The organism is Colwellia sp. Arc7-D (assembly GCF_003061515.1).
Lineage (GTDB): Bacteria > Pseudomonadota > Gammaproteobacteria > Enterobacterales > Alteromonadaceae > Cognaticolwellia.
In genome coordinates this window covers 1,717,180-1,738,915 of sequence record NZ_CP028924.1, presented here as the reverse complement: position 1 = coordinate 1,738,915, position 21,736 = coordinate 1,717,180, and the positions used below count along the sequence as shown (strand labels likewise).

Here is a 21,736-nt window from a genome sequence, read left to right as displayed (position 1 = left end):
TTTAATAATGTAGATATTATAAATTCATTATTTTTTCTTCCACACTGTAAAAAAGATTAGCTCAGCACAAAAGATTAAACTGCCTGCTCAAATATAATTAAAGCCAATCGATTAATCGATTGGCTTTATATTAAACTAAAAGGCTCACTAATTAGGGCATTAAGAACAAAACTAAAATTTTCAAATAATAACGCTAGAATGTCTTAATTAAGCACGCCAATTAAGTAAAAAGACCTTAGTAATTTAAAAGCTTTTGTTATATTGCACAGCTAAAAGTAATGCATTACCTTCTGAGCTAAAACCCCAGTCTTTATTACCCACAAAAGGGCTTAATGCATCAGGTAAAGCAGCTAATAAAGCGTCTTCTTCAGTAACCACAACATTGTCACCATTAACATACGAAATACCAAAATCGACACTGTCGGTGTCATTTAACTGGTATGTTGCACCGGCACTATACCAAAGGCGGTCACTATCAGGTATTGAAATTGAACGATGGTCTACAGCTGCAGACTGATCGAATGCCACACCCATTCTCAATGTTACTTCTTGATTAAGATTATATGTTGCGCCTAAAGCGAAGCGATAAGTATCTTCAAAGTTTTCTTGCTTTTCAAAGGCTAACTCATTGCCCGCATAAGCTTCAAGTTTTTCAAAGCTAGACCACTGAGTGAACATTACACTGTAATGTGCTGCCCATTGAGTCGTCAATTGATGAAAACCTGAGAACTCAGCTATCGATGGCATATCAATAGTTAAACTACCATCTTCTGTCGGTGTCCCCAAACCTGTGAAGTCGCCCTCAAAGGCAAGTTCTACTTTGCTTCGATAAGAGAGACCAATTCTGTGATCACTATTAATTTCATAAACAGCACCAACATTCCAACCATAGCCAAAATCGTCACCCGACATATTTACAACTTCAGTGCTCGTTGGTACAGGTGGAAACACTAAACCAACGCTTGGAATTGTAATACCATTTTCTAACACCTTACCTGCATGCCTAATAAGCTCGGCTTCACCATAGACAACATTCAAGCCTAAACCTAGACTAAGCTGTTCATTAACGCGGTAAGAGCCACTAATATTAGCATTGATCGTTTTTAAGTCTGTTTTGCCACCAATAGAACCTGCAGCATAATCTTTTTCGTATTCACTTTTTAAACCATAGTTTGAATTAATAGCTAAACCATAAGCGAAAGTATCATTTACTGGGTTAATAAAATACGCGGCAGGAATAATAGCACTGGGTACAACTCCATCTTGATCAAGTTCATTAACGTCGTAAGCTGCACTAAGTATATCGGGTGCACTAATGCCTTCAACTTTAACACCTGGATCAATATACGTTGCCGATAATGATAAGGATTTTTTGTCGAATAATGCCATTGCTGCTGGGTTACGTGCTAACACAGCCGCATCGTCAGCGATCACCGCATCACCGGCAAAAGCACGACCTAAGCCAGAGGCGCTTGTTTCGTTTAACTGAAAAGAGGCTGAATAAGCATTAAAAGCGCTTAATGTAATAGCCGTGGCGATAATTGATTTTTGTAATGTCATGCTAAGTTCTCGAAATTATGGAAAATTAAAAATTTATCGTATTGAAAATTAAGGTAATACTACGTGAAAAACACATTTCTCTTGTAAATAAATGTAACGACAATACCCATAAATGATTTGTATAAAATGATCTTGATAAGTTTATTAACTATTAGGTTAAACCCGTCATTCTATAACGTTGGTATAATGATATTAAAAGTAAATGGTTTATTGCTAAAAGGTATAGCTAAGGTGCAAAGTCAATGCTAGCTAAAGATATTTAAGGAATTATAAAAGGAATAAAATGCGATTAACTGAAAGTATTAGTGATGGTACCCGAGGCCGGACTTGAACCGGCACACTCTATGAGCGAGGGATTTTAAATCCCTTGTGTCTACCAATTCCACCACTCGGGCATCGAGAGTATTTTTTATAGTAGAGATTGGGACCCTACTTTGATAGTAAAACTATCGAATTTGGAGCGGCTAACGAGACTCGAACTCGTGACATTCACGTTGGCAACGTGATGCTCTACCAGCTGAGCTACAGCCGCTTCGTAGATATTTAAAAATACTAATTTACTGGTTAATCAATCTTACATTGATTTTGCAGTAATGGTACCCGAGGCCGGACTTGAACCGGCACACTCTTACAAGCGAGGGATTTTAAATCCCTTGTGTCTACCAATTCCACCACTCGGGCATCGAGAGTATTTTTTATAGTAGAGATTGGTTCCCTACTTTGATAGTAAAACTATCGAATTTGGAGCGGCTAACGAGACTCGAACTCGTGACATTCACGTTGGCAACGTGATGCTCTACCAGCTGAGCTACAGCCGCTTCATTAACTTAACTAATTAAAACATTAAGCATTTACACATTTAAAAATTGGAGCGGCTAACGAGACTCGAACTCGTGACATTCACGTTGGCAACGTGATGCTCTACCAGCTGAGCTACAGCCGCTTCATATTTTAAATTTATTCTATACATACGCCAATATGTATTAACACCCCTACTGTACTAATGAAATGGTACCCGAGGCCGGACTTGAACCGGCACACTCTTACAAGCGAGGGATTTTAAATCCCTTGTGTCTACCAATTCCACCACTCGGGCAATGTGGAGGCGGGTCCCGGAGTCGAACCGAGGTAATCGGATTTGCAATCCGGTGCATGGCCACTCTGCCAACCCGCCAATTTCATTTACTACGAGTAAGGTAGTATTCCTTTTATTATTCTCTTATAGAGAATTGGAGCGGCTAACGAGACTCGAACTCGTGACATTCACGTTGGCAACGTGATGCTCTACCAGCTGAGCTACAGCCGCTTCATCTGCTGACTCCCTGTCAACTGGAAACGCATTCTACATTGAAAAACTGATGAGTCAACCCTTTAATATCAATTTTGTTTTGACTGCTCAAAAAGCGACTAATCTGGTGTTTTTTTAGCTAAAATAAAAGCTTTTAATCACAAATCACTTACTTAACTCTGGCCAAGCAGCTTTAAAATAAACCACCATTGACCAAAAAGTAAGCACTGTAGCGATAGCATAAAAGCTAAAAGCAGCAAAAAGTAATATTTCATGTGGAAATTCAAATAATATTAATGGGATATCATAAGTTGGATACCAAATGAGTCCCATAATACCTAACATTTGTGCCGCAGTTTTATATTTACCCAATTGCGAAACAGCAATTATGTCTCTTTTACCGCGTGAAGACATAAATTCACGTAAGGCACTAATAAATATTTCACGCGCTATCATTAATATTGCCGACACTGAGATCCACCAAACTTGTAAGTCTTGAATCAGAATAACTAATGCAGCGACCACCATTAATTTATCAGCAACAGGGTCTATAAAAGCGCCAAAAGCCGATGATTGATTAAGTTTACGGGCTAAATAACCATCAAGTGCATCACTAATTGCGGCAAACCAAAAGACAACAAACGCGCCGAAATGATTCCACGATACAGGTAAATAAAACACCACGATAAAAACGGGGATTAACACAATTCTAAATAATGTAATTTGGTTGGGGATGGTCCACATAATATGTCTTATATTCTTATCGTTAACTGAGCAAGATTTTACAGACATTTTACACAGATTGAGTGCTAATTGTCATGCAAGGCGTCATAAATATTTTCTGCCAATACTTTACTAACACCAGGTACTTTTTCTAATGTGGCTTTATCGGCTTTTAAAACTTCTTGTAAACCACCTAAATACTGTAAAAGCGCTTGTCTTTTTTTAGCGCCTATTCCTGGAATACTTTCTAAAGTTGACTTTTTACTGGCTTTTTGTCGTTTAGCTCTATGCCCTGTGATAGCAAAGCGATGAGATTCATCACGAATATGCTGAACCAGATGCAAAGCCGGTGATGTGGCAGGCAGCGATATTAATTGATGACTCCCTGCTAAAATTAAGGTTTCAAGACCTGGCTTTCTTGACTCACCTTTAGCAACACCAACCAATAACGGTGTTTTTACTTGATCAACGCCAGCAAAAAAATCTTCTGCTTTTGCTAATTGACCTTTACCACCATCAATAAAAATAATATCTGGCATTTTTTCTTCACTGGTGACTTTGCTGTAACGTTTATCTAAAGCAAAGGCCATAGCAGCATAATCATCGCCGGGGGTAATTCCATGCACGTTATAGCGCCTGTAATCACTTTTTAGCGGCCCTTCTTGATTAAAGACTACATTAGACGCCACGGTTTGTTGTCCCATAGTATGGCTAATATCAAAGCATTCAATGCGAGATATGCCATTGGTTAATTCAAACACTTCATTTAGTGCAGAAAACCTAGCTTGCATTGATTCTTTATGAGAGTTGCGTGTCATTAATGCGGTAGCAGCATTTGTACATGCCAATTTTAAATATTGAGCACGCTCAGTTCGCACATTATGCGACATTTTTACATCATGCTCGGCCTGTTCAATAATAACTCGTACTATATCTTGTTGGTTTTCAATTGCTTCAGGAATAATAATTTCTTTCGGTATAGCCCCTAAATTAAGATCATTACCGATATAATGTTGACTGATAAAAGCCGCTATTATCTCAGCATCGCTGGTATCAACAGGAACGGTTGGAAAATAACTTTTACTGCCTAATATTTTATGATCGCGAACAAAGAGTAAATGAATACATGCTTGCGATTTATGACGATGAATTCCGATAACATCCATTTCAGCAGCTGAGCCACTGACAAATTGTTGTTGTTGAACTTTACGTAATGTTGATATTTGGTCTCTATACTTTGCCGCATGTTCAAAGTTCAGCGTTTTGCTGGCGTTTTCCATGTTTACTACCAAATGCTCAATGACTTTAGAGCTTTTGCCTTTAAGGAATAACTTAGCTAACTGCACCTGCTTTTGATAATCTTCAGGCGATATTTTATCTACACAAGGCGCTGAACAACGCCCTAGTTGATGCTGTAAACATGGACGACTTCGAGCGCGGTAGTAACTGTCTTCACATTGCCTTAACGGAAAGAGCTTTTGCATAAGGCGTAAGCTTTCCCATACCGCCCCTACCGTAGGATAAGGTCCAAAGTAATCTCCTTTAACCTTTTTACCACCTCGATGCAGACCTAATTTGGGATGTTTATGATCTGTAATAAGTAAATAAGGATATGATTTATCGTCGCGCAGTAAAATATTATATTTTGGCTGATATTTTTTAATATAATTATTTTCGAGGATCAGCGCTTCACCCTCTGTATGGGTAACAGTGACGTCTATAGCAGAAATTTGTTTAACTAATGCGCGGGTTTTATTACTTCCAACATCTTTGCGAAAATAACTTGTTAAGCGATTTTTGAGTTGTTTGGCCTTACCTACATATATTACCGTTTGGGTGATATCGTACATACGATACACCCCGGCTTGTTCAGAAACAGCAGCTAGAAAGGCTTTATGATCGAATAGTGTTTTATCATGTGATAAAGGCGTGTCAGACAATGTTAAAGAACTTCAGTTTTTAACATACCATGACGAATAGCTAAATGTGTTAATTCAACATCATTACCCACGTTAAGCTTTTCAAACATACGATAACGATAGCTGTTAATGGTTTTGGTGCTCAGTACTAATTGCTCAGAAATATTAGGTACTTTTTCGCCACGTGTGATCATCAGCATAATTTGTAATTCACGTTCAGATAAACTACTAAAAGGATTTTCATCAGGTGATTTAAATTGGTTCAAGGCCATTTGCTGGGCAATTTCTGGTGTTATATAACGTTGACCACTATTAACAGCACGAATTGCGTTAATCATTTCGTCTGAACCAGCGCCTTTAGTTAAATAGCCCGCAGCGCCAATCTGCATAACTTTTGTCGGGATTGGGTCTTCACAATAAACCGTTAACACAATAACTTTAACATCTGGCGCATAACGTATAATTTTTTTGGTTGCTTCTAAGCCACCAATGCCCGGCATGTTCATATCCATCAGAACAACGTTAGGCTCAGTTTTACGACAAAATTGAACGGCTTCCTCGCCTGTTTTGGCTTCGCCAATTACCTTAAGTCCTTTTACTTCGTCTAGGATTTTTCGTATTCCAGTTCGAACCAACTCATGGTCGTCGACTAACAAAACATTTATCAAAGTAGGATTACCTTATGAATACTTTATAAAAAGTAACGGAGTAAAGACAAAATAATATAGCGATTAAGGCGTTAACACAATCTAAATTGAAGTTTTGTAACTAATTTAGTTCACCGAATGAGATGTTTTTCAGCCAATAATTACAGGTCATTTTTATTTAGCCAGTTGTTCAACAAGCCTATTTGACCATTTTTATATGCTGCGTAAGTCAAACGAACGGCATTGCTCAAAATAATACTATCATTCCATTTAGTTTGATCGGCAATCAGTTCGTAGCATTTTTGAGCTTCTGGTGAAAGGTAGCCTCGCATTTCTTTTTTACCTTTAACTTTTTGACGTTCACGATAACGCTTTTGCTTCTCAGCGTTAGTTAATGCCTTCTTTTTAATATCCATCAATAACTTACCTAATTAAACTTTAAAAACCCATCGGTTACGCATAACCGATTCTGGCAAATTCAAAGGCATTTGTTAAGTAAAATATTGATTTATTTAACTGTTCGGAGTTGTTTAGCGTACAAGTGTTCGCTAAAGTAACTACTTTGAAATTATTAATAAATCTAAGTGATCACATGGAACAACAAAATTCGTTCTCGAAAGAAGACCTTGTAAAAGCAGGTACTGGTGAAATGTTTGGCCCTGGCAATAGCCAATTACCCTCTGACAATATGTTAATGATGGATAGAATTGTTAGCATTACTGATGACGGTGGTGAACATGGTAAAGGCGAAATTATTGCTGAATTGGACATAACTCCTGATCTTTGGTTTTTCGATTGTCATTTCAAAGGTGACCCGGTAATGCCAGGTTGTTTGGGTTTAGACGCTATGTGGCAATTAACAGGTTTCTTCCTAGCATGGTCAGGTGGCCCAGGTCACGGACGTGCTTTAGGTGTCGGCGAAGTTAAATTCACTGGCCAAATTTTACCAACAGCTAAAAAAGTAACTTATAAAATCACCTTAAAACGTGTAATCAAGCGTAAGTTATTTATGGGTATTGCTGACGGTACTGTATCTGTTGATGGCCGTGTTATTTACACAGCGAAAGATTTAAAAGTAGGTTTGTTCACTGATACAACTAAGTTTTAATGATTAGTTAACGCCTATTTTCGAATTGAATGTGGTCAATTTACAGCGCAATGCGAAATAGCACCCTGTTCATCCTGAACATTAAAAGCCAGCAATTAGCTGGCTTTTTTTTATCTAAATATTGACCCGTCCTAAATAAGGTGTCTTGTTCTGAAATGTGAATCGTCCTAAATAAGGTTGACACGTAGACTGAACTAAAACTTAAGAACCGCGAAGATACACACCTTTTTTTACATTATTCCTTGCCGGTAAAAATATCAAAATCACTCATAAGAAGAATATAAGAAGGATAAGAATAGATAAAGATTAGTTGTAAAACGCATTTTAAGCCCCTAGCCATAAATCGCTCAGATGCTAGGTGCTAGGTGCTATAGTTATTTTAAAAATTTATTAGAACTTTTAAACAAAAAAACCAGCAATTAAGCTGGCTTTTGTTTAAGTTTTTTTCATAACATATGAATGTTATAAATTAACTATTAGCAATACGTGCATCGACCACAGCAATAGCTTGATCAATTCTGGTTAATACTTTTTGTTGGTCTAATAATGCTAAAGTAATGTCTAGCGACGGTGAGTTACCACCACCTGTAGCAGCAACACGCAAAGGCATGCCCACTTTACCCATTCCTACCTCAAGTTCTGTCGCAGTGTCGTTTATAGCTGCATGAATTGGTTCTGGAGACCAATCAGTTAAAGCGGCTAATTTCTCTTTAACTAATAACAATGGTGCTTTAACGACTGGGCGTAAATGTTTTTTAACCGCGCCAGCATCAAGTTCGGTAAAATCTTCATAAAAGTAGCGACTTATTTGTGCCATTTCTTTTAAAGTTTTAACACGATCAGATTGTATTTTAACTATTTCTTCAAGCGCTGGGCCATTTTCAATATTAATACCCTGCTCGTTCATATGCCATGCAAGATGAGTAGCAACATAAGCGGGATCTAAAGTTTTCATGTAATGCTGATTTACCCAAATAAGTTTATCAGTATTAAAGCCTGAAGCTGCACGGTTACAATCTTTAAGATCAAATAGCTCGATCATTTCTTCACGAGAAAAAATTTCTTTATCGCCATGTGACCAACCTAAACGCACTAAATAATTAAGCAATGCTTCAGGTAAGTAACCGTCATCACGATATTGCATCACACCAACCGCGCCATGACGTTTAGATAAACGTTTACCGTCATCACCTAATATCATAGGAATATGAGCATATTCAGGTACCGTGGCACCTAAAGCAATTAAGATGTTAATTTGTTTTGGCGTATTACTAATATGATCATCACCACGAACAACATGAGTAACTTTCATATCCCAATCATCAACCACAACCGTTAAGTTATATGTTGGAGTGCCATCAGAGCGCGCAATAATTAAATCATCAAGTTGCTCGTTACTAATGGTAATGTCACCTTTAACCATGTCTTTAATAACAACATCACCATCTAACGGGTTCTTAAAGCGAATCGCATAAGGTTTATCTGCTGGGTAGTCAGTACGTTCACGCCATAAACCATTATATTTTTCAATTTCACCTTTAGATTTTGCTTCTTCACGCATAGCATCGACTTCTTCAGCCGTGCTATAACAACGATAAGCATTACCTGAGGCTAATAACTGCTCAATAACTTCTTTATAACGGTCAAAGCGCTGTGTTTGAAAATAAGGCCCGTGAGTCCATGGTAAATCTAACCACTTCATGCCATCCATAATCGCATCAACAGAAGCTTGTGTTGAACGTTCTATGTCGGTGTCTTCTATTCTAAGAATAAAGTCGCCACCATTTTTTTGTGCATAGAGCCAGCTATATAAAGCAGTACGAGCACCACCAACATGTAAATATCCCGTTGGGCTAGGAGCAAATCGAGTTGTTAAAGTCATAAAAGTCTCAATGAAATATGTCTATTTGTTTAAAGGAAAAACTTAAACAAAGGTTTTTAATAAAGTTGCCAGTATTTTATCAGTCAAGCGCAGGAAATACACCTTTTAGCGCGTTAAATTTAATAGTGTTATACGATGACGAATAAAAATAAAGTACACAAAACCACCAGTCTGTCGAAATTTAAAGCGTTCAAGCTAAATAGTTAAAAAAAATATAAAATTTTAATGAGTTTAGGTTGACAGCTTTTTCGATCTCCCTATAATACGCCCCCACAGAGAAGGACGATTAGCTCAGTTGGGAGAGCACCGCCCTTACAAGGCGGGGGTCACTGGTTCAAGCCCAGTATCGTCCACCATATCTTCTCTGAAAGCAGTATTTAATATCGGACGATTAGCTCAGTTGGGAGAGCACCGCCCTTACAAGGCGGGGGTCACTGGTTCAAGCCCAGTATCGTCCACCACTTATTTAAAAGTGACGAAGACAATTTAGTGTGGGAAAGAAATAAGGTCATCACCTTCTACTTTTTATCACCCGCGCCGAATCACTGATTTAAACTCAGTATCGTCCACCACTTCTTTTCCATTAAAGAAGTATAAAATAAAAAATGGACGATTAGCTCAGTTGGGAGAGCACCGCCCTTACAAGGCGGGGGTCACTGGTTCAAGCCCAGTATCGTCCACCACTTCTTTTACCATTAAAAGAAGTATAAAATAAAAAATGGACGATTAGCTCAGTTGGGAGAGCACCGCCCTTACAAGGCGGGGTCACTGGTTCAAGCCCAGTATCGTCCACCACTTTTATTTAAAACCCTTAAAATCTTTAAAATCTTTAAAATCTTTAAAATCTTTAAAATCTTTAAAATCTTAAAATAACAAGTTAAAGCACCTTCTGCTCTTTATCACCCGCGCCGACTCACTAGTTCAATCTCTGTATCGTCCAACACTTTTTATTTAAAATCCTTAAAACCTTTAAAACCTTTAAAAGCAGAGCGTATGAGCGATTGGAAACGCTACCAAATAATTGAACGCGGCAATGCCCGTATGATCACAGATGGTCAATGGAAACTCGTGCGTTATTACAAAAAAGACGCTAGCCCCATTGGTCATTGGTCATTGGTCATTGGTACGATTTAACCCATCCAATGAAAGAGCGGTATATTACTGAACCTCCACGCCAGCAATTCAATTGAAGATGGTATCTGAGTTGGAAGATTTCTTCGAAAAATATAGTGTGCCCGCTCACTCGGGTAAGAATCTTTGGCAGCAAGAGCGACCTAATTTAAATAGTGAAAATCTGATAAACCAATCCTTGTGGCAATAACTTTATCTATAATGCGTCATATTAATAGCGACTAAGGCGTAGCTTCACCCTCCTAGATACGGTTCAGATAAGTCTTTAATTAAAATACTAAATTAAATTATAAATTTGAATTACGCTAAAGTACTGATTTAATTTTAAATAAGCAGTATCTATTATCAATTTTTTCTCAAATGTTCAGGTTGATTAACATACGGCATTGTCACTTTATATTTATTATCAATCATAAAAAACAAAACCTTATGACCATAATATTCAACGCTTTTGGAATTAAAATCAGCAAGTACTGAGATATTGTATTCAGCAAACACGACAGCGCTAACTAACTCAGTTATAATCATTTTTTATTTCAATTTTTTAAAGATCACCATGACCGACACTATTCAAAACATTGATGTTTCAATACAACCCATCGAACTTTGTAAGCTATTAAAAATTGCCAATATGGTTAGTGGCGGTGGTGAAGCTAAAATAGTAATCAGTGAAGGTTACGTGCTTCTGAATAATGAAGTCGAATTTCAAAAGCGAAAAAAAGTCTATCATGACGATATTGTAGAATTTAATGGTGAGGTTATTCAGGTTAATGTCGTTAAACTTGATAAAGAAGATTTGCCTGTAACAACAAAAAAACAAACCGAAAACACCCTTAAAAAGCAGAATACGTTTAAGAAAACTAAGCATAAAAAAACCAAAACTGATAACCAGCCCCAAGCTTTACAAGCACCTGATGCTCCACGCTCAAAGCGTAGACCTATCTCTTTTTAGTTCAACTATTTGCTGATAGATTACTTTAATCATTTTACACCCTACCGCTATAGCTAAAGTGTATTTATGCAAATTGACAGTCTAAAGCCCGACCTACAATTAATGCCTTAAATTTATTAATATTGAAGAATTTATTGTGATAATTTTCGATCTATAGCTAATATGATTCTTTTAAATTTACGCCAAGGCTCAACGCATAAGGTATTTATGGGTCGTAAATATTTCAACTGCTTACTTTCCGAGATGTTTGATGGCTTCTAATGTAGATCAGTGTTTACGACGAAAAGTAGTTAGAGAATTAAGTAAAGAATTAAGTAGAGAATTTACAGTTAGCAAAAATTTAATATCATGAACTTATACGCCTAAATATACTAAACGATTCGACATGTTAACATTCAGCGATTTAACTAATGACTACTTTGCTGTATTACGCCCAAACATGTGAGTACTTTGGGTTTTCTGCATTTACAAAATTTCCATTATATATGTTCTGTACCTCCGCTATATATTCTGTACTTCCACTACAATATCAACTATTTAAATTCTACTATTTATAAATAAAAAAAAACGATAACACCTAAGTATTATCGCTTTTATTATAAATCAGCGTTGTAAAAAGCCAACTTTGTTAACAGATTAGAACTTTACGTTAACGCCTGCGAATGCTCTACGGCCAACTAGGTCGTATATCGCATTAGCTGTGTAACCTGGTGCTAACTTGTCTGTTAAGTTTCTGATACCAGCACTTACTGAAACATTATCATTTACTAGGTAATTAAATGATACGTCGTGTGTTGTTACAGAACCAATATAGGCAGGAGATGTATCTTCTGCTGTATCGCCAGTTGGAGAGATATCTAACGTAAAGCTACGATCGATAAAACGCGTTGAAAAGCTTACTACTAAGTCATCTATTTCATAGTCTAAACCGAAACGAAGTTGAAGACTTGGATCACCAACCTCACCATCTTCAACGTTAATTTCGTCTGGACGGTCTTGGAATTCAAATTGCTCTAGTTCTAGTAATTTACTTACCATTAGGTTAGTTCTTAGCTCACCTGGAAGATCAAAAGAACTTAGGTCTGTCTTGTATCTAAATACAGCTTCAACACCTTTAGTGTTTAACGCTGCAGCATTTAAATAACCAGAACGAACAAGTTCAATGTCGTTAGTAGTTGGATTACGATCGACTTGACTACAGAAACCTTGATCTGGACTACCCGTTGCATCTACACAGTTATCAGCAACATTTTGTGCAGAAACAAATGTAATGGCGTCTGTAATTTCAATATCATAGTAATCAACGGTTACAGAGAAATCCTCAACAAACGAAGGAGTCCAAACAAAACCAACCGTCATTGACTCTGAGTCTTCAGATTGTAAATCAGGGTTACCGCCTGAAAGAAGATCTACAGATACGTTATCGTTTGCTTGAAAGTCTGCAGGAATACCTAATGCAGCACAGTTAGCAGCGCGATCTGGATCGTCTGAAACGTTATCAGCGTCACATGGATCGCTTACGCGGGCAAAACCAGGAGAAACAGGGTCAAATGCTTCTGCAATATTTGGTGCACGTACCGCTTCACCAATCGTACCGCGAATACGTAAATCTTCGAATGGTGCATACATTAAACCAACTTTCCATGCTTCTGCTTTACCTGCATGAGAGTAGTCAGCTGTACGGAATGCTGCATCAACAGTTAGTTCATGTGCAAATTCCATATTGGCAAGTAAAGGTAAGCTTACTTCTACGAAAAACTCAGTAACATCGTATTCGCCGTATGAATCAGGTGAAGCGGCACTGGTTAAGAAACCACGCTTAGTAAATTCATCAGTAATTGACTCTGAAGACTCTTCACGGTATTCAAAACCCGCAGCAAAACCGATGCCACCACCTTGTAATTCCATAAATTCTTTAGTATCAAATGAGATTACACCACCGACAAATTCTTGTTTAATGCTATCTTCACGTGTTACATCTGCAGATACATAGTCACGAGCTTCTTGCGAAGAACTTTGACCAAATGGGTTGAACGCAACACAGTTATTACCATTAACAGAAGCTGGGTCTTGGTAATCATCACCTTGGGCACTAGGCACTTGGCTACGACATGCTGCTTGTCCTGTATTAGGGTCAATTACAGAGTCAACAGCGGCAACGAAGTTATCAGGTATTAAGTCATTAAGTGTTTTACGTTCGTTCGTTGTTTCACCGTTAACGTAATACAATTCCCAATCCATAGCGGTGTCGCTTACTGAAAACTGACCTTCAAAACCTGCCGTATATCTGAATAAATCACGACGGTTAGCCGCTGATCTGTTACCAAGTTCGTCGAAAAATTTAGCCATGCTTACATTAGTTTGGCCAGCATTTAACAATGTTTGACGTAAACCTGCATCTAAAAATGCATTTTCTTCTACATCAATGGCAATGTTACCGAATCTGAATGATGGTTGGAATTGTTGTACAACGTCTGAACGAACGTATTTAAAATCACTGGTGAACGTGATGTTATCGGTAAGGTCAAAGCTTAATGTTGAACCAACGTTAATTTTTTTAACGCCTGGTGAATAGTTTTCGTAATCTTCACCATTGAAACAATACTGACAACCGTCAGGAAAGTTACCAAAAGCAAAACTGTTGGTAAATTCACGATCGGTTTGCACTACAGGGTTGCCTGAAGCGTCAAACACGTAACGACCGGCAGCGCCGCCAAATGGGTTAATAACACCATTTGCATGGATCATTTCTGATGATACATTTCGCTTTCTTAAACGATCAGGAATACCGTCATCTTCGCCCGTATCAGCTGGATTTACTACTGTTCCCCAACCTTCAAATTGGCGAATATCTGCAGACATTACTTCACCCGTACGTTCAACACCGGTAAAAAATGTTACGTTACCTCTACCATCAGCAAAGTCTGTACCTGCTAAAATGTTAAAAGTGTGGTTACGTTCATTAACGCCTTCAGTAGACTTAGTGCCGGTTAAGTTTGCAGTAAAACCTTCAAAGTCTTTTTTCAATATAACGTTAATTACACCCGAAACAGCGTCTGAACCGTAAATAGCAGAAGCACCACCAGTGATAATTTCAACGCGTTCAATTAGTGCGGCAGGAATGGTTGATAAATCAACGGTTGATTCCCCAGGCGTACCAGCTACATGGCGTTTACCATCGATTAGCACAAGTGTTCTAGCTGAACCTAAACGACGTAAATCTGCAGAACTTGTACCTGCTGCAGCATTACTATTATTGTTACCAATTAAGGTGTCTGTTGAACCAATAGCTGGCAATTCACTTAAAATACTACCTAAATCTGGAGAGCCAAACTTCGCAATATCTTTAGCATCAAGTACGATAACTGGCGTTGGTTGTGAAAGTTCTGTACGAGCAATACGTGAACCGGTTACTGAAATGCGCTCTACTTCACTGGTTTCTTGTTCTTCAAAAGCTAAAGCTGGCATAGTAATTATGCTGCCAAACATAGCTAGTGAGATAGCTTTTTTTATTTTTGTAAATTCTCTCATTATTCTCTCTTTTTGTTATGAAATTGATATTGAATTTATTAGTTTATCGAAATAAAACATTACTATAAATCAGCATAAAACTGATGACGAAAATTTAATTTTCAATCGATACTAACATCGACTTTTACAATTTTGAACCAATTTGTAACACAACTGCAACATATAAACAAAGATAATTGTAAACAAAACAATCCATCTTGTTTTTATAAAATAAATTTAACTATTTTGTCTATATATCAGACTAATACTATAAAGCAGGCGCATGTAATTTAAGATAATGGTAAAAATTCATTAGAAAATAATAGCTAGAAAAACGCTTTAACTGGCACATTTTGATGATAATTTGGTAGCTAGATGCCTTAACAATTACTTAAATGTTAATTAGTACAAGCTAGAACCATGATCACTTTATTTCATGGTACGATTGCAATTAAACTTAAATTAATTTTATGAGTCATCAATGCCAACACGACTAACTCTTCTCTTGTTTGCCTTATGTTTTTATCTTTCGACGACAACGCTGAAAGTATTCGCCAATGCTAATCCGCTTAGCGAATTACCGCATGCCGTAAGCAATAATGCTGTTGCACATGTAATGATTAAAAACCAAAACTACTTAATTTCGTTTTCTGGACTTGCAAGTGGTAAAGGCTATCAAGATGTTCATAATCGCACTTATGTTTACAATGTTGCTGAAAATAAATGGTCTGAAAAAACAGCGGTACCAATCGAAAAGCCTATCAATGGTTTAACAGGTCGCCTAGCGAGTGTTGCCACTGCTATAAATGATATTGCCTATGTGTTTGGTGGTTATACTGTTGCCAAAAATCACAGTGAAGTGTCAGTACCAGACGTTTACGCCTATGATGTTTTACAAGATAAATTTCAAGCACTAACTCCCATGCCAGTGCCGGTAGATGACAGTATTGCTTTGGCTTATAAAAGCCGTTACATCTATTTAATTAGTGGTTGGCACAATGACGGCAACGTTAATTTAGTACAACTATACGATACTCACACTGACCAATGGCAACAAGCGTCACCATTTCCTGGAAAAGCAGTATTCGGTCATGCCGGAGGCATAGTTGATAACAAAATGCTTATTTGTGATGGCGTTCGTGTTGATGTTCACCTTAATCAACGTAGAAGTTACGCTGCTGAAGCTGCCTGCTATCGCGGCGTTATTAATCCAACCATGCCCAGTAAAATTTCATGGTTTAAAGTCAAACATCCAACGGGTGAATCACGTTATCGAATGGCCGCTAAAGGACTTAAAAACATGACGTTAAATACAAATGAAATCGTGTTTATTGGTGGTAGCAACAATCCGTATAATTATAACGGCATAGGGTATAACGGCGAACCTTCTTTACCAAGTAATGAAATTTGGCGCTATAACATCGATACTAACATCTGGAAAATAACGCAGAGTAAAACAGCTACTATGGATCATCGAGGCCTATTAGAGCTTGATGGAGATTTGATCACGCTAGGTGGAATGGGCGAAAATCAACAGGTATTAAAGCGTATCAACCATTATTAATATCTCTTTAAGCAATTATTTTTTACTTAATGGGCAATTTAAACCTTTTGTGGCTGAAATTGCCCTGTTAGAATAAGCGCCATATTTTATGCTCGTTTACTAATGGAATTTTTTCTCAATGCGTACAAGCCAATATTTACTTTCAACCTTGAAAGAAACCCCTGCTAGCGCTGAAGTTATCAGTCATCAATTAATGTTACGTGCTGGTTTAGTACGTAATGTAGCGTCAGGTTTATATACTTGGTTACCGACAGGTTTAAAAGTACTACGCAAAGTTGAAAACATTGTTCGTGAAGAGATGGAACGAGCTGGCGCATTAGAAGTATTAATGCCGATGGTTCAGCCTGCTGATTTGTGGGAAGAGTCTGGTCGTTGGGAAGATTATGGTCCTGAATTATTACGTTTAAATGATCGCCACGACCGTGCTTTCGTTTTAGGCCCAACGCATGAAGAAGTCATTACAAAATTAGTTGCTAATGAAATTAACAGCTATAAGCAACTACCATTGAATGTTTTTCAAATTCAAACAAAATTCCGCGATGAAATTCGCCCTCGTTTCGGTGTAATGCGCGGACGTGAATTTTTAATGAAAGATGCTTACTCTTTTCACTTAGGTGAAGAGTGTTTGAAAAAAACTTATCAAGCAATGTTTGACGCTTATTGTCGTATATTCGATCGTTTAGGTTTAGATTATCGCCCTGTTATTGCTGATACTGGTTCTATTGGTGGTGAAGCGTCACATGAATTCCACGTATTAGCTGATTCTGGTGAAGACGACATTGCCTTTAGTGATGGTTCTGATTTTGCTGCTAACGTTGAAAAAGCAGAAGCTTTAGCACCTAAAGGCGAACGCCCTGCACCAACACAAGCCATGACTGAAGTTGCCACACCTAAAGCACGTACGATTGACGATGTTGCTAAATTATTGTCGATTGATGCAACAACCACAGTGAAAACATTGTTGGTGTTAGGTACCGCAACAAAAGAGAACGACGCACCAATTGTTGCGTTAGTATTACGTGGCGATCATCAATTAAATGAAGTTAAAGCTGAAAATTTATCACAAATTGCCTCACCATTAACGTTTGCAACTGACGAACAGTTAACTGCAGCTGCAGGTTGTAACGCTGGCTCAATTGGCCCAGTCGGTTTAACAATTGACGTTATTGTTGATCGAAGCGCAGCACACTTAGCTGACTTTGTTTGTGGTGCAAATAAAAATGACATCCATTTAACGGGCGTAAACTGGGACCGTGATACAACAAACTACAGCGTTGCTGATTTACGTAATGTTGTCGCAGGTGATCCTAGCCCATGTGGCCAAGGTAACATTGAGATTAAACGCGGTATCGAAGTCGGTCATATTTTCCAACTAGGTGATAAATATGCACAGGCAATGAACTGTGGCGTGTTAACTGAAGCGGGTAAAAATCAAATTTTAACTATGGGTTGTTACGGTATTGGCGTATCACGTATTGTTGCTGCTGCTATTGAACAAAACCATGATAAATACGGCATTAAATGGCCTGCAGCTATTGCACCTTATCAAGTAGCAGTAGTACCTATGAATATGGCGAAGTCAGCACGCGTTAAAGAAACCGCTGAAGCATTATACGAGCAGCTTCAAAACGCTGGCATTGAAGTGATATTTGACGATCGTAAAGAACGTCCAGGTGTTATGTTTGCCGATCATGAATTAATCGGTACGCCATTATTGTTAGTGATTGGTGAACGTAACTTAGACAATCAAGAAATTGAAGTGAAAAACCGTATTACTGGTGAAAAGTCTATGTTAGCCATAAGCGATGTCATGTCTTTATTCGCCTAAAGGCAATGAAATAATTTATTGTAATCGTTCTGTTGTTACAGTTAAGGTTATATTTAAATAGTGAAAACGGCTTTGCATATTCTGCAAGGCCGTTTTTATTTGCGCTTAGAAGCCTTAATTTTACTCTTCTTTAACTCTATAAGATCTTTGTCTGAAAAAAGCTTAAACACAATCTACATATCACTAACAGTCAGATAAATCCCAATAGATAACCCGATCAAAAAGTTGGGCAATATTTAGCGATAATGCTTTAAACGTAGTAATACTCTTATTGTTAGTTTGGAAGCACTGCCATATAAATTGGTGGCAGTTATTATCAAATAAGTGATAACTAATAACTTGATATAATTGATCAATAGCTTTTTGTGCGGCTAGTTCACTCACTAATGGCTGACCTAACGAGTCACAGGCAATAAAAATTTTATTTCCTGAACGGCTCTGAGTAAAGCGTTGTGGGGATACCGCTTTCACTAAGCCATTACCATCGACTTCAACAATAGTGTTATCGCCAATCCAAATACCACTATGCTCTAAAACACCACCAATACCACAACAAACTATCGCGCCTATTTCCGGCTTAACCTTTTGTTCGGTATCAAAAACATCAGTTGGATAAGTAGCAATTGGTGATTCATATTGTTCAAGATCAGCAAGGGTTTGAGCACGGTAGCGTTTAAATCGTTTAGTATGTTGAATTTTTCTATCGTCGGCTAATGCTTTTACCGCTAATACTGAAGCAGCAGCTCCTAACCATAATAAAGGTACAGGCATTGTTATCATCCTCATCAGTGTGATATTAAGGGGCATATACAACTGAAAAATTAATCTTAATAACAAGATGTCGTAATTATTTATCATTTGCTATAAAAAAGTTGCAAGTAACTGTTTCAAAGTTAGCCAATATTCGCAACAATGGAGGTAAGGAAGAAATTAAAAATTACGTACATTCAATGACTATCAGTTTTTCTTTAGCTTCATTTTCTGTTTCATATTAACGAACGCAATAACGTTAATTCACTTTTTATCATTTATAAGACCGCCATTATGAAAATTATCAAAAAATCTTCAAAATTAAAAAACGTATGTTACGAAATTCGTGGACAAATTGCCGGTGAGGCCAAACGTTTAGAAGATGAGGGGCATAAAATTTTAAAGCTTAATATTGGCAACCCTGCTCCATTTGGCTTTGAAGCACCTGATGATATTTTAAAAGATGTAATTCGTAATTTACCAACTGCTCAAGGTTATTGTGAGTCAAAAGGCATATATCCTGCACGGGTAGCAGTTATGCAGTACTTTCAACAAAATGGCATTTTAGATGTCAGTGTTGACGATATTTACATTGGTAATGGTGTTAGCGAACTTATTGTTATGGCTATGCAAGGCTTGTTGAATGATGAAGATGAAGTATTAATTCCTGCACCTGACTACCCGTTATGGACAGCTGCAGTTGCCTTGTCGGGCGGTGAACCAATTCATTATCACTGTGATGATGAAAACCAATGGTTTCCTGACCTAGAAGATATGGCGAATAAAATAACACCTAAAACCAAAGCCATTGTTTTAATTAACCCGAATAATCCAACGGGCGCGGTTTATAGTGAAGAAATTCTACAAGGTATTATCTCACTCGCCCGTGAACACAACTTGATCATATTCAGTGACGAAATTTACGACAAAATTCTTTATGATCAAGCCAAACATATTCCTACCGCAAGTTTAGCTAATGACGTGTTAATCATTACTATGGGTGGTTTATCTAAAAATTACCGTATTGCAGGCTTTCGTGCTGGTTGGATGGTGGTTTCTGGTCCTAAATCACATGCTGAAGATTATTTAGAAGGCTTGAATATACTGTCTTCTATGCGCTTATGTGCCAATGTACCGTGTCAGCATGCTATTCAGACCGCACTAGGCGGTTATCAAAGTATTAATGAATTAATACATGCTGATGGTCGTTTACTTAAGCAACGTAATTTAGCGCACAAAATGATTAACGAGATTGATGGCCTTTCATGTAACCCAGCCATGGGCGCATTATACTTATTCGTAAAGGTAGATCAGGAGAAGTTTAATATTAGTAATGATGAAAAAATGATCTTAGATTTACTCAAACAAGAAAAAATATTGTTAGTGCACGGTAGCGCTTTTAATATTTCCCAAAAAAATTATTTTCGCCTAGTGTTTTTACCACACGTAGACGAATTAAAACAAGCAATGGAAAGGCTCGCTAACTTTTTTAGCACCTATCGCCAATAGTCGCTAATTCTTATTTAAGGTTTTACTTAAGGTTTCAATATGCAAAGTACTTTTCTCGCTTGGATGTTCAGAATGCCGCTTATCAAACGATGGGCATTAATGTTTTGTGTTAAACCAGAAAATGTTGCAGAACATTCTCATCAAGTGGCTATCGTTGCCCACTTATTAGCTGTTATTAGAAATGAAAAATTTTCAGGTAATATAAATGCCGATAAAGTTGCAACGGTTGCGCTTTATCACGAAGCCAGCGAAACAAGATTCGGTGATATTGTTAGCCCAACAAAATATGCTAACCCTGAAATTGCACGAGAGTTTAAAAAGATAGAATACATCGCTGAAAAGCAATGTCTTGAATCTTTACCAGAGGAGTTTCAAGCAATATTTTCCGATATCATAGTGCAAGACAATGTTGATGAGCAGTATAAAAAAATAGTCAAAGCGGCCGATATTTTAGTCGCTTATATCAAAGCACTTGATGAATTGAACCATCAAAACCATGAATTTGACCACGTAAAAGAACGCTTAGAATTAAAATTAACTACGCTCAAGCAACAAATGCCTGAAGTAGAATACTTTATGTCGGTTTTTCTAAAGTCATGCTCAGCAACCGTAGATAAACTGACTGAAGTGCAGATTAAAAAATAGTAACAGCGTGGTTTAAATAATATGATTACAATAATAAATTAGGAATACGTGCAAACATTATGATTAAAAAACATCTAGGTTTTTTGTTTAATCTTATCGCTATTGCGCTTTTTATTCCTGGCGTATTGTTACCTATGTTTTCACTAAACATGGCGATGACAGCCAATGTAAGTGGCGCAAAAATCACCAATACTTTAATTGATAAAAACCTTTCTTTATTACAAACAATACAAGAACTTTGGCAAGATGAACGCTTATTGGTTGCCGCTTTAATTTTTTCTTTTTCAATATGTATTCCTGTGGTGAAATTCATTTTACTCACCATCGCTTACATAAAAAAACATTCAAAATTAGAAGTCACTGTATACAAAATAATAAGTAAAATTGGCAAGTGGTCAATGGCTGATGTTTTTGTTGTGGCAATTTTTCTTGCTGTGTTATCAACAAATCATGCTGAGACGGCAACACAACAGAAAATGGTAATATTCGGCTTTAAATTAGACTTTATTGTTAGCAGTGAAACGTTATCTGCTTTAGGCCCCGGTTTTTACTACTTTACATCTTATTGCTTGTTATCTTTATTGGGCACCGCTATTAGTAGCAGCAGTATTAGTACTGAAACTAAAGTATCGGCAAATCCCCCTATAGCGGTTAAAGCTATAGATTAATGAAAACAGTGCAAGTGAGCGTGAATGTGAATGTGAATATGTTAAAAATCAG

At 37.4% G+C, this 21,736-nt stretch carries 16 protein-coding genes and 12 tRNA genes; 12 read left to right on the top strand and 16 right to left on the bottom strand.

The features are described from left to right. Window positions 1–243: 243 nt before the first annotated feature. The 13 genes from DBO93_RS07545 to DBO93_RS07485 all read right to left on the bottom strand — a co-directional run bounded on the left by DBO93_RS07545 (window position 244) and on the right by DBO93_RS07485 (window position 6,553). On the bottom strand, window positions 244–1,560 hold the full coding sequence (locus tag DBO93_RS07545) for an outer membrane protein transport protein (RefSeq protein ID WP_108455768.1): 1,317 nt from the start codon (window positions 1,558–1,560) through the stop codon (window positions 244–246). A 309-nt stretch (window positions 1,561–1,869) separates the two neighbouring features. Then, window positions 1,870–1,955: transfer RNA gene (locus DBO93_RS07540), tRNA-Leu, on the bottom strand. Between the two features lie 61 nt (window positions 1,956–2,016). Then, window positions 2,017–2,092, bottom strand: a tRNA-Gly gene (locus tag DBO93_RS07535). Between the two features lie 62 nt (window positions 2,093–2,154). Further along, window positions 2,155–2,241, bottom strand: a tRNA-Leu gene (locus DBO93_RS07530). Between the two features lie 61 nt (window positions 2,242–2,302). After that, window positions 2,303–2,378, bottom strand: a tRNA-Gly gene (locus DBO93_RS07525). A 49-nt stretch (window positions 2,379–2,427) separates the two neighbouring features. Further along, a tRNA-Gly gene (locus DBO93_RS07520) sits at window positions 2,428–2,503 on the bottom strand. A gap of 66 nt (window positions 2,504–2,569) precedes the next feature. Then, window positions 2,570–2,656: transfer RNA gene (locus DBO93_RS07515), tRNA-Leu, on the bottom strand. A 4-nt stretch (window positions 2,657–2,660) separates the two neighbouring features. Next, window positions 2,661–2,734 (bottom strand) — tRNA-Cys (locus tag DBO93_RS07510). A 56-nt stretch (window positions 2,735–2,790) separates the two neighbouring features. Beyond that, window positions 2,791–2,866, bottom strand: a tRNA-Gly gene (locus DBO93_RS07505). 147 nt (window positions 2,867–3,013) lie between these two features. After that, window positions 3,014–3,592 (bottom strand): CDP-diacylglycerol--glycerol-3-phosphate 3-phosphatidyltransferase, encoded by a 579-nt coding sequence (gene pgsA / locus DBO93_RS07500; protein ID WP_108455767.1) that lies wholly within the window; start codon window positions 3,590–3,592, stop codon window positions 3,014–3,016. A gap of 65 nt (window positions 3,593–3,657) precedes the next feature. Further along, window positions 3,658–5,511 (bottom strand): excinuclease ABC subunit UvrC, encoded by a 1,854-nt coding sequence (gene uvrC, locus DBO93_RS07495; RefSeq protein WP_108455766.1) that lies wholly within the window; start codon window positions 5,509–5,511, stop codon window positions 3,658–3,660. A 2-nt stretch (window positions 5,512–5,513) separates the two neighbouring features. Continuing rightward, window positions 5,514–6,158 carry a UvrY/SirA/GacA family response regulator transcription factor gene (gene uvrY, locus DBO93_RS07490; protein ID WP_108455765.1) on the bottom strand — a complete coding sequence of 215 codons (645 nt, stop codon included), beginning with the start codon at window positions 6,156–6,158 and terminating at the stop codon, window positions 5,514–5,516. Between the two features lie 140 nt (window positions 6,159–6,298). Next, window positions 6,299–6,553, bottom strand: a complete 255-nt coding sequence (locus DBO93_RS07485) for a hypothetical protein (RefSeq protein ID WP_182257495.1) — start codon at window positions 6,551–6,553, stop codon at window positions 6,299–6,301. Window positions 6,554–6,729: 176 nt separating this feature from the next. On the opposite strand from DBO93_RS07485, the gene fabA reads away from it, so the two are divergent. Then, window positions 6,730–7,245, top strand: coding sequence for a bifunctional 3-hydroxydecanoyl-ACP dehydratase/trans-2-decenoyl-ACP isomerase (gene fabA / locus DBO93_RS07480; RefSeq protein ID WP_081153845.1), 516 nt, complete (start codon window positions 6,730–6,732; stop codon window positions 7,243–7,245). Window positions 7,246–7,714: 469 nt separating this feature from the next. Here the strand turns inward: fabA and gltX are convergent, their stop codons facing one another. Then, window positions 7,715–9,127 (bottom strand): glutamate--tRNA ligase, encoded by a 1,413-nt coding sequence (gene gltX, locus DBO93_RS07475; RefSeq protein ID WP_108455763.1) that lies wholly within the window; start codon window positions 9,125–9,127, stop codon window positions 7,715–7,717. A 280-nt stretch (window positions 9,128–9,407) separates the two neighbouring features. On the opposite strand from gltX, the gene DBO93_RS07470 reads away from it, so the two are divergent. The 6 genes from DBO93_RS07470 (at window position 9,408) to DBO93_RS07445 (ending at window position 11,210) form a co-directional block, all read left to right on the top strand. Then, window positions 9,408–9,483 (top strand) — tRNA-Val (locus DBO93_RS07470). A gap of 29 nt (window positions 9,484–9,512) precedes the next feature. After that, a tRNA-Val gene (locus DBO93_RS07465) sits at window positions 9,513–9,588 on the top strand. Between the two features lie 146 nt (window positions 9,589–9,734). Beyond that, window positions 9,735–9,810: transfer RNA gene (locus tag DBO93_RS07460), tRNA-Val, on the top strand. A 37-nt stretch (window positions 9,811–9,847) separates the two neighbouring features. Beyond that, window positions 9,848–9,922: transfer RNA gene (locus DBO93_RS07455), tRNA-Val, on the top strand. Between the two features lie 198 nt (window positions 9,923–10,120). Continuing rightward, window positions 10,121–10,261 (top strand): hypothetical protein, encoded by a 141-nt coding sequence (locus DBO93_RS18695; RefSeq protein WP_162533744.1) that lies wholly within the window; start codon window positions 10,121–10,123, stop codon window positions 10,259–10,261. Window positions 10,262–10,814: 553 nt separating this feature from the next. Then, complete coding sequence (locus tag DBO93_RS07445) at window positions 10,815–11,210, top strand: RNA-binding S4 domain-containing protein (RefSeq protein ID WP_108455761.1); 396 nt, start codon at window positions 10,815–10,817, stop codon at window positions 11,208–11,210. Window positions 11,211–11,846: 636 nt separating this feature from the next. Here the strand turns inward: DBO93_RS07445 and DBO93_RS07440 are convergent. Further along, window positions 11,847–14,741, bottom strand: a complete 2,895-nt coding sequence (locus DBO93_RS07440; protein WP_108455760.1) for a TonB-dependent receptor — start codon at window positions 14,739–14,741, stop codon at window positions 11,847–11,849. A 460-nt stretch (window positions 14,742–15,201) separates the two neighbouring features. Between DBO93_RS07440 and DBO93_RS07435 the strand changes: the two genes are divergently transcribed. Beyond that, window positions 15,202–16,284: a galactose oxidase gene (locus DBO93_RS07435; RefSeq protein WP_108455759.1), complete on the top strand. Its 1,083-nt coding sequence runs from the start codon at window positions 15,202–15,204 to the stop codon at window positions 16,282–16,284. Window positions 16,285–16,402: 118 nt separating this feature from the next. Further along, window positions 16,403–18,112, top strand: coding sequence for a proline--tRNA ligase (locus DBO93_RS07430; RefSeq protein ID WP_108455758.1), 1,710 nt, complete (start codon window positions 16,403–16,405; stop codon window positions 18,110–18,112). 183 nt (window positions 18,113–18,295) lie between these two features. Here the strand turns inward: DBO93_RS07430 and DBO93_RS07425 are convergent, their stop codons facing one another. Beyond that, on the bottom strand, window positions 18,296–18,883 hold the full coding sequence (locus tag DBO93_RS07425) for a hypothetical protein (RefSeq protein ID WP_108455757.1): 588 nt from the start codon (window positions 18,881–18,883) through the stop codon (window positions 18,296–18,298). A gap of 273 nt (window positions 18,884–19,156) precedes the next feature. Here DBO93_RS07425 and DBO93_RS07420 point away from each other — a divergent pair, with 273 nt between their 5' ends. Genes DBO93_RS07420 through DBO93_RS07410 form a run of 3 tightly spaced genes read left to right on the top strand, consistent with a single transcriptional unit; the run spans window position 19,157 to window position 21,684 of the window. Next, window positions 19,157–20,371: a pyridoxal phosphate-dependent aminotransferase gene (locus DBO93_RS07420; RefSeq protein ID WP_108455756.1), complete on the top strand. Its 1,215-nt coding sequence runs from the start codon at window positions 19,157–19,159 to the stop codon at window positions 20,369–20,371. Window positions 20,372–20,410: 39 nt separating this feature from the next. Further along, window positions 20,411–21,016 carry a 5'-deoxynucleotidase gene (gene yfbR, locus DBO93_RS07415; protein WP_108455755.1) on the top strand — a complete coding sequence of 202 codons (606 nt, stop codon included), beginning with the start codon at window positions 20,411–20,413 and terminating at the stop codon, window positions 21,014–21,016. Between the two features lie 59 nt (window positions 21,017–21,075). After that, a complete protein-coding gene (locus DBO93_RS07410) occupies window positions 21,076–21,684 on the top strand; it encodes a paraquat-inducible protein A (RefSeq protein ID WP_108455754.1) in 609 nt (202 codons plus the stop codon). Window positions 21,685–21,736: the final 52 nt, after the last annotated feature.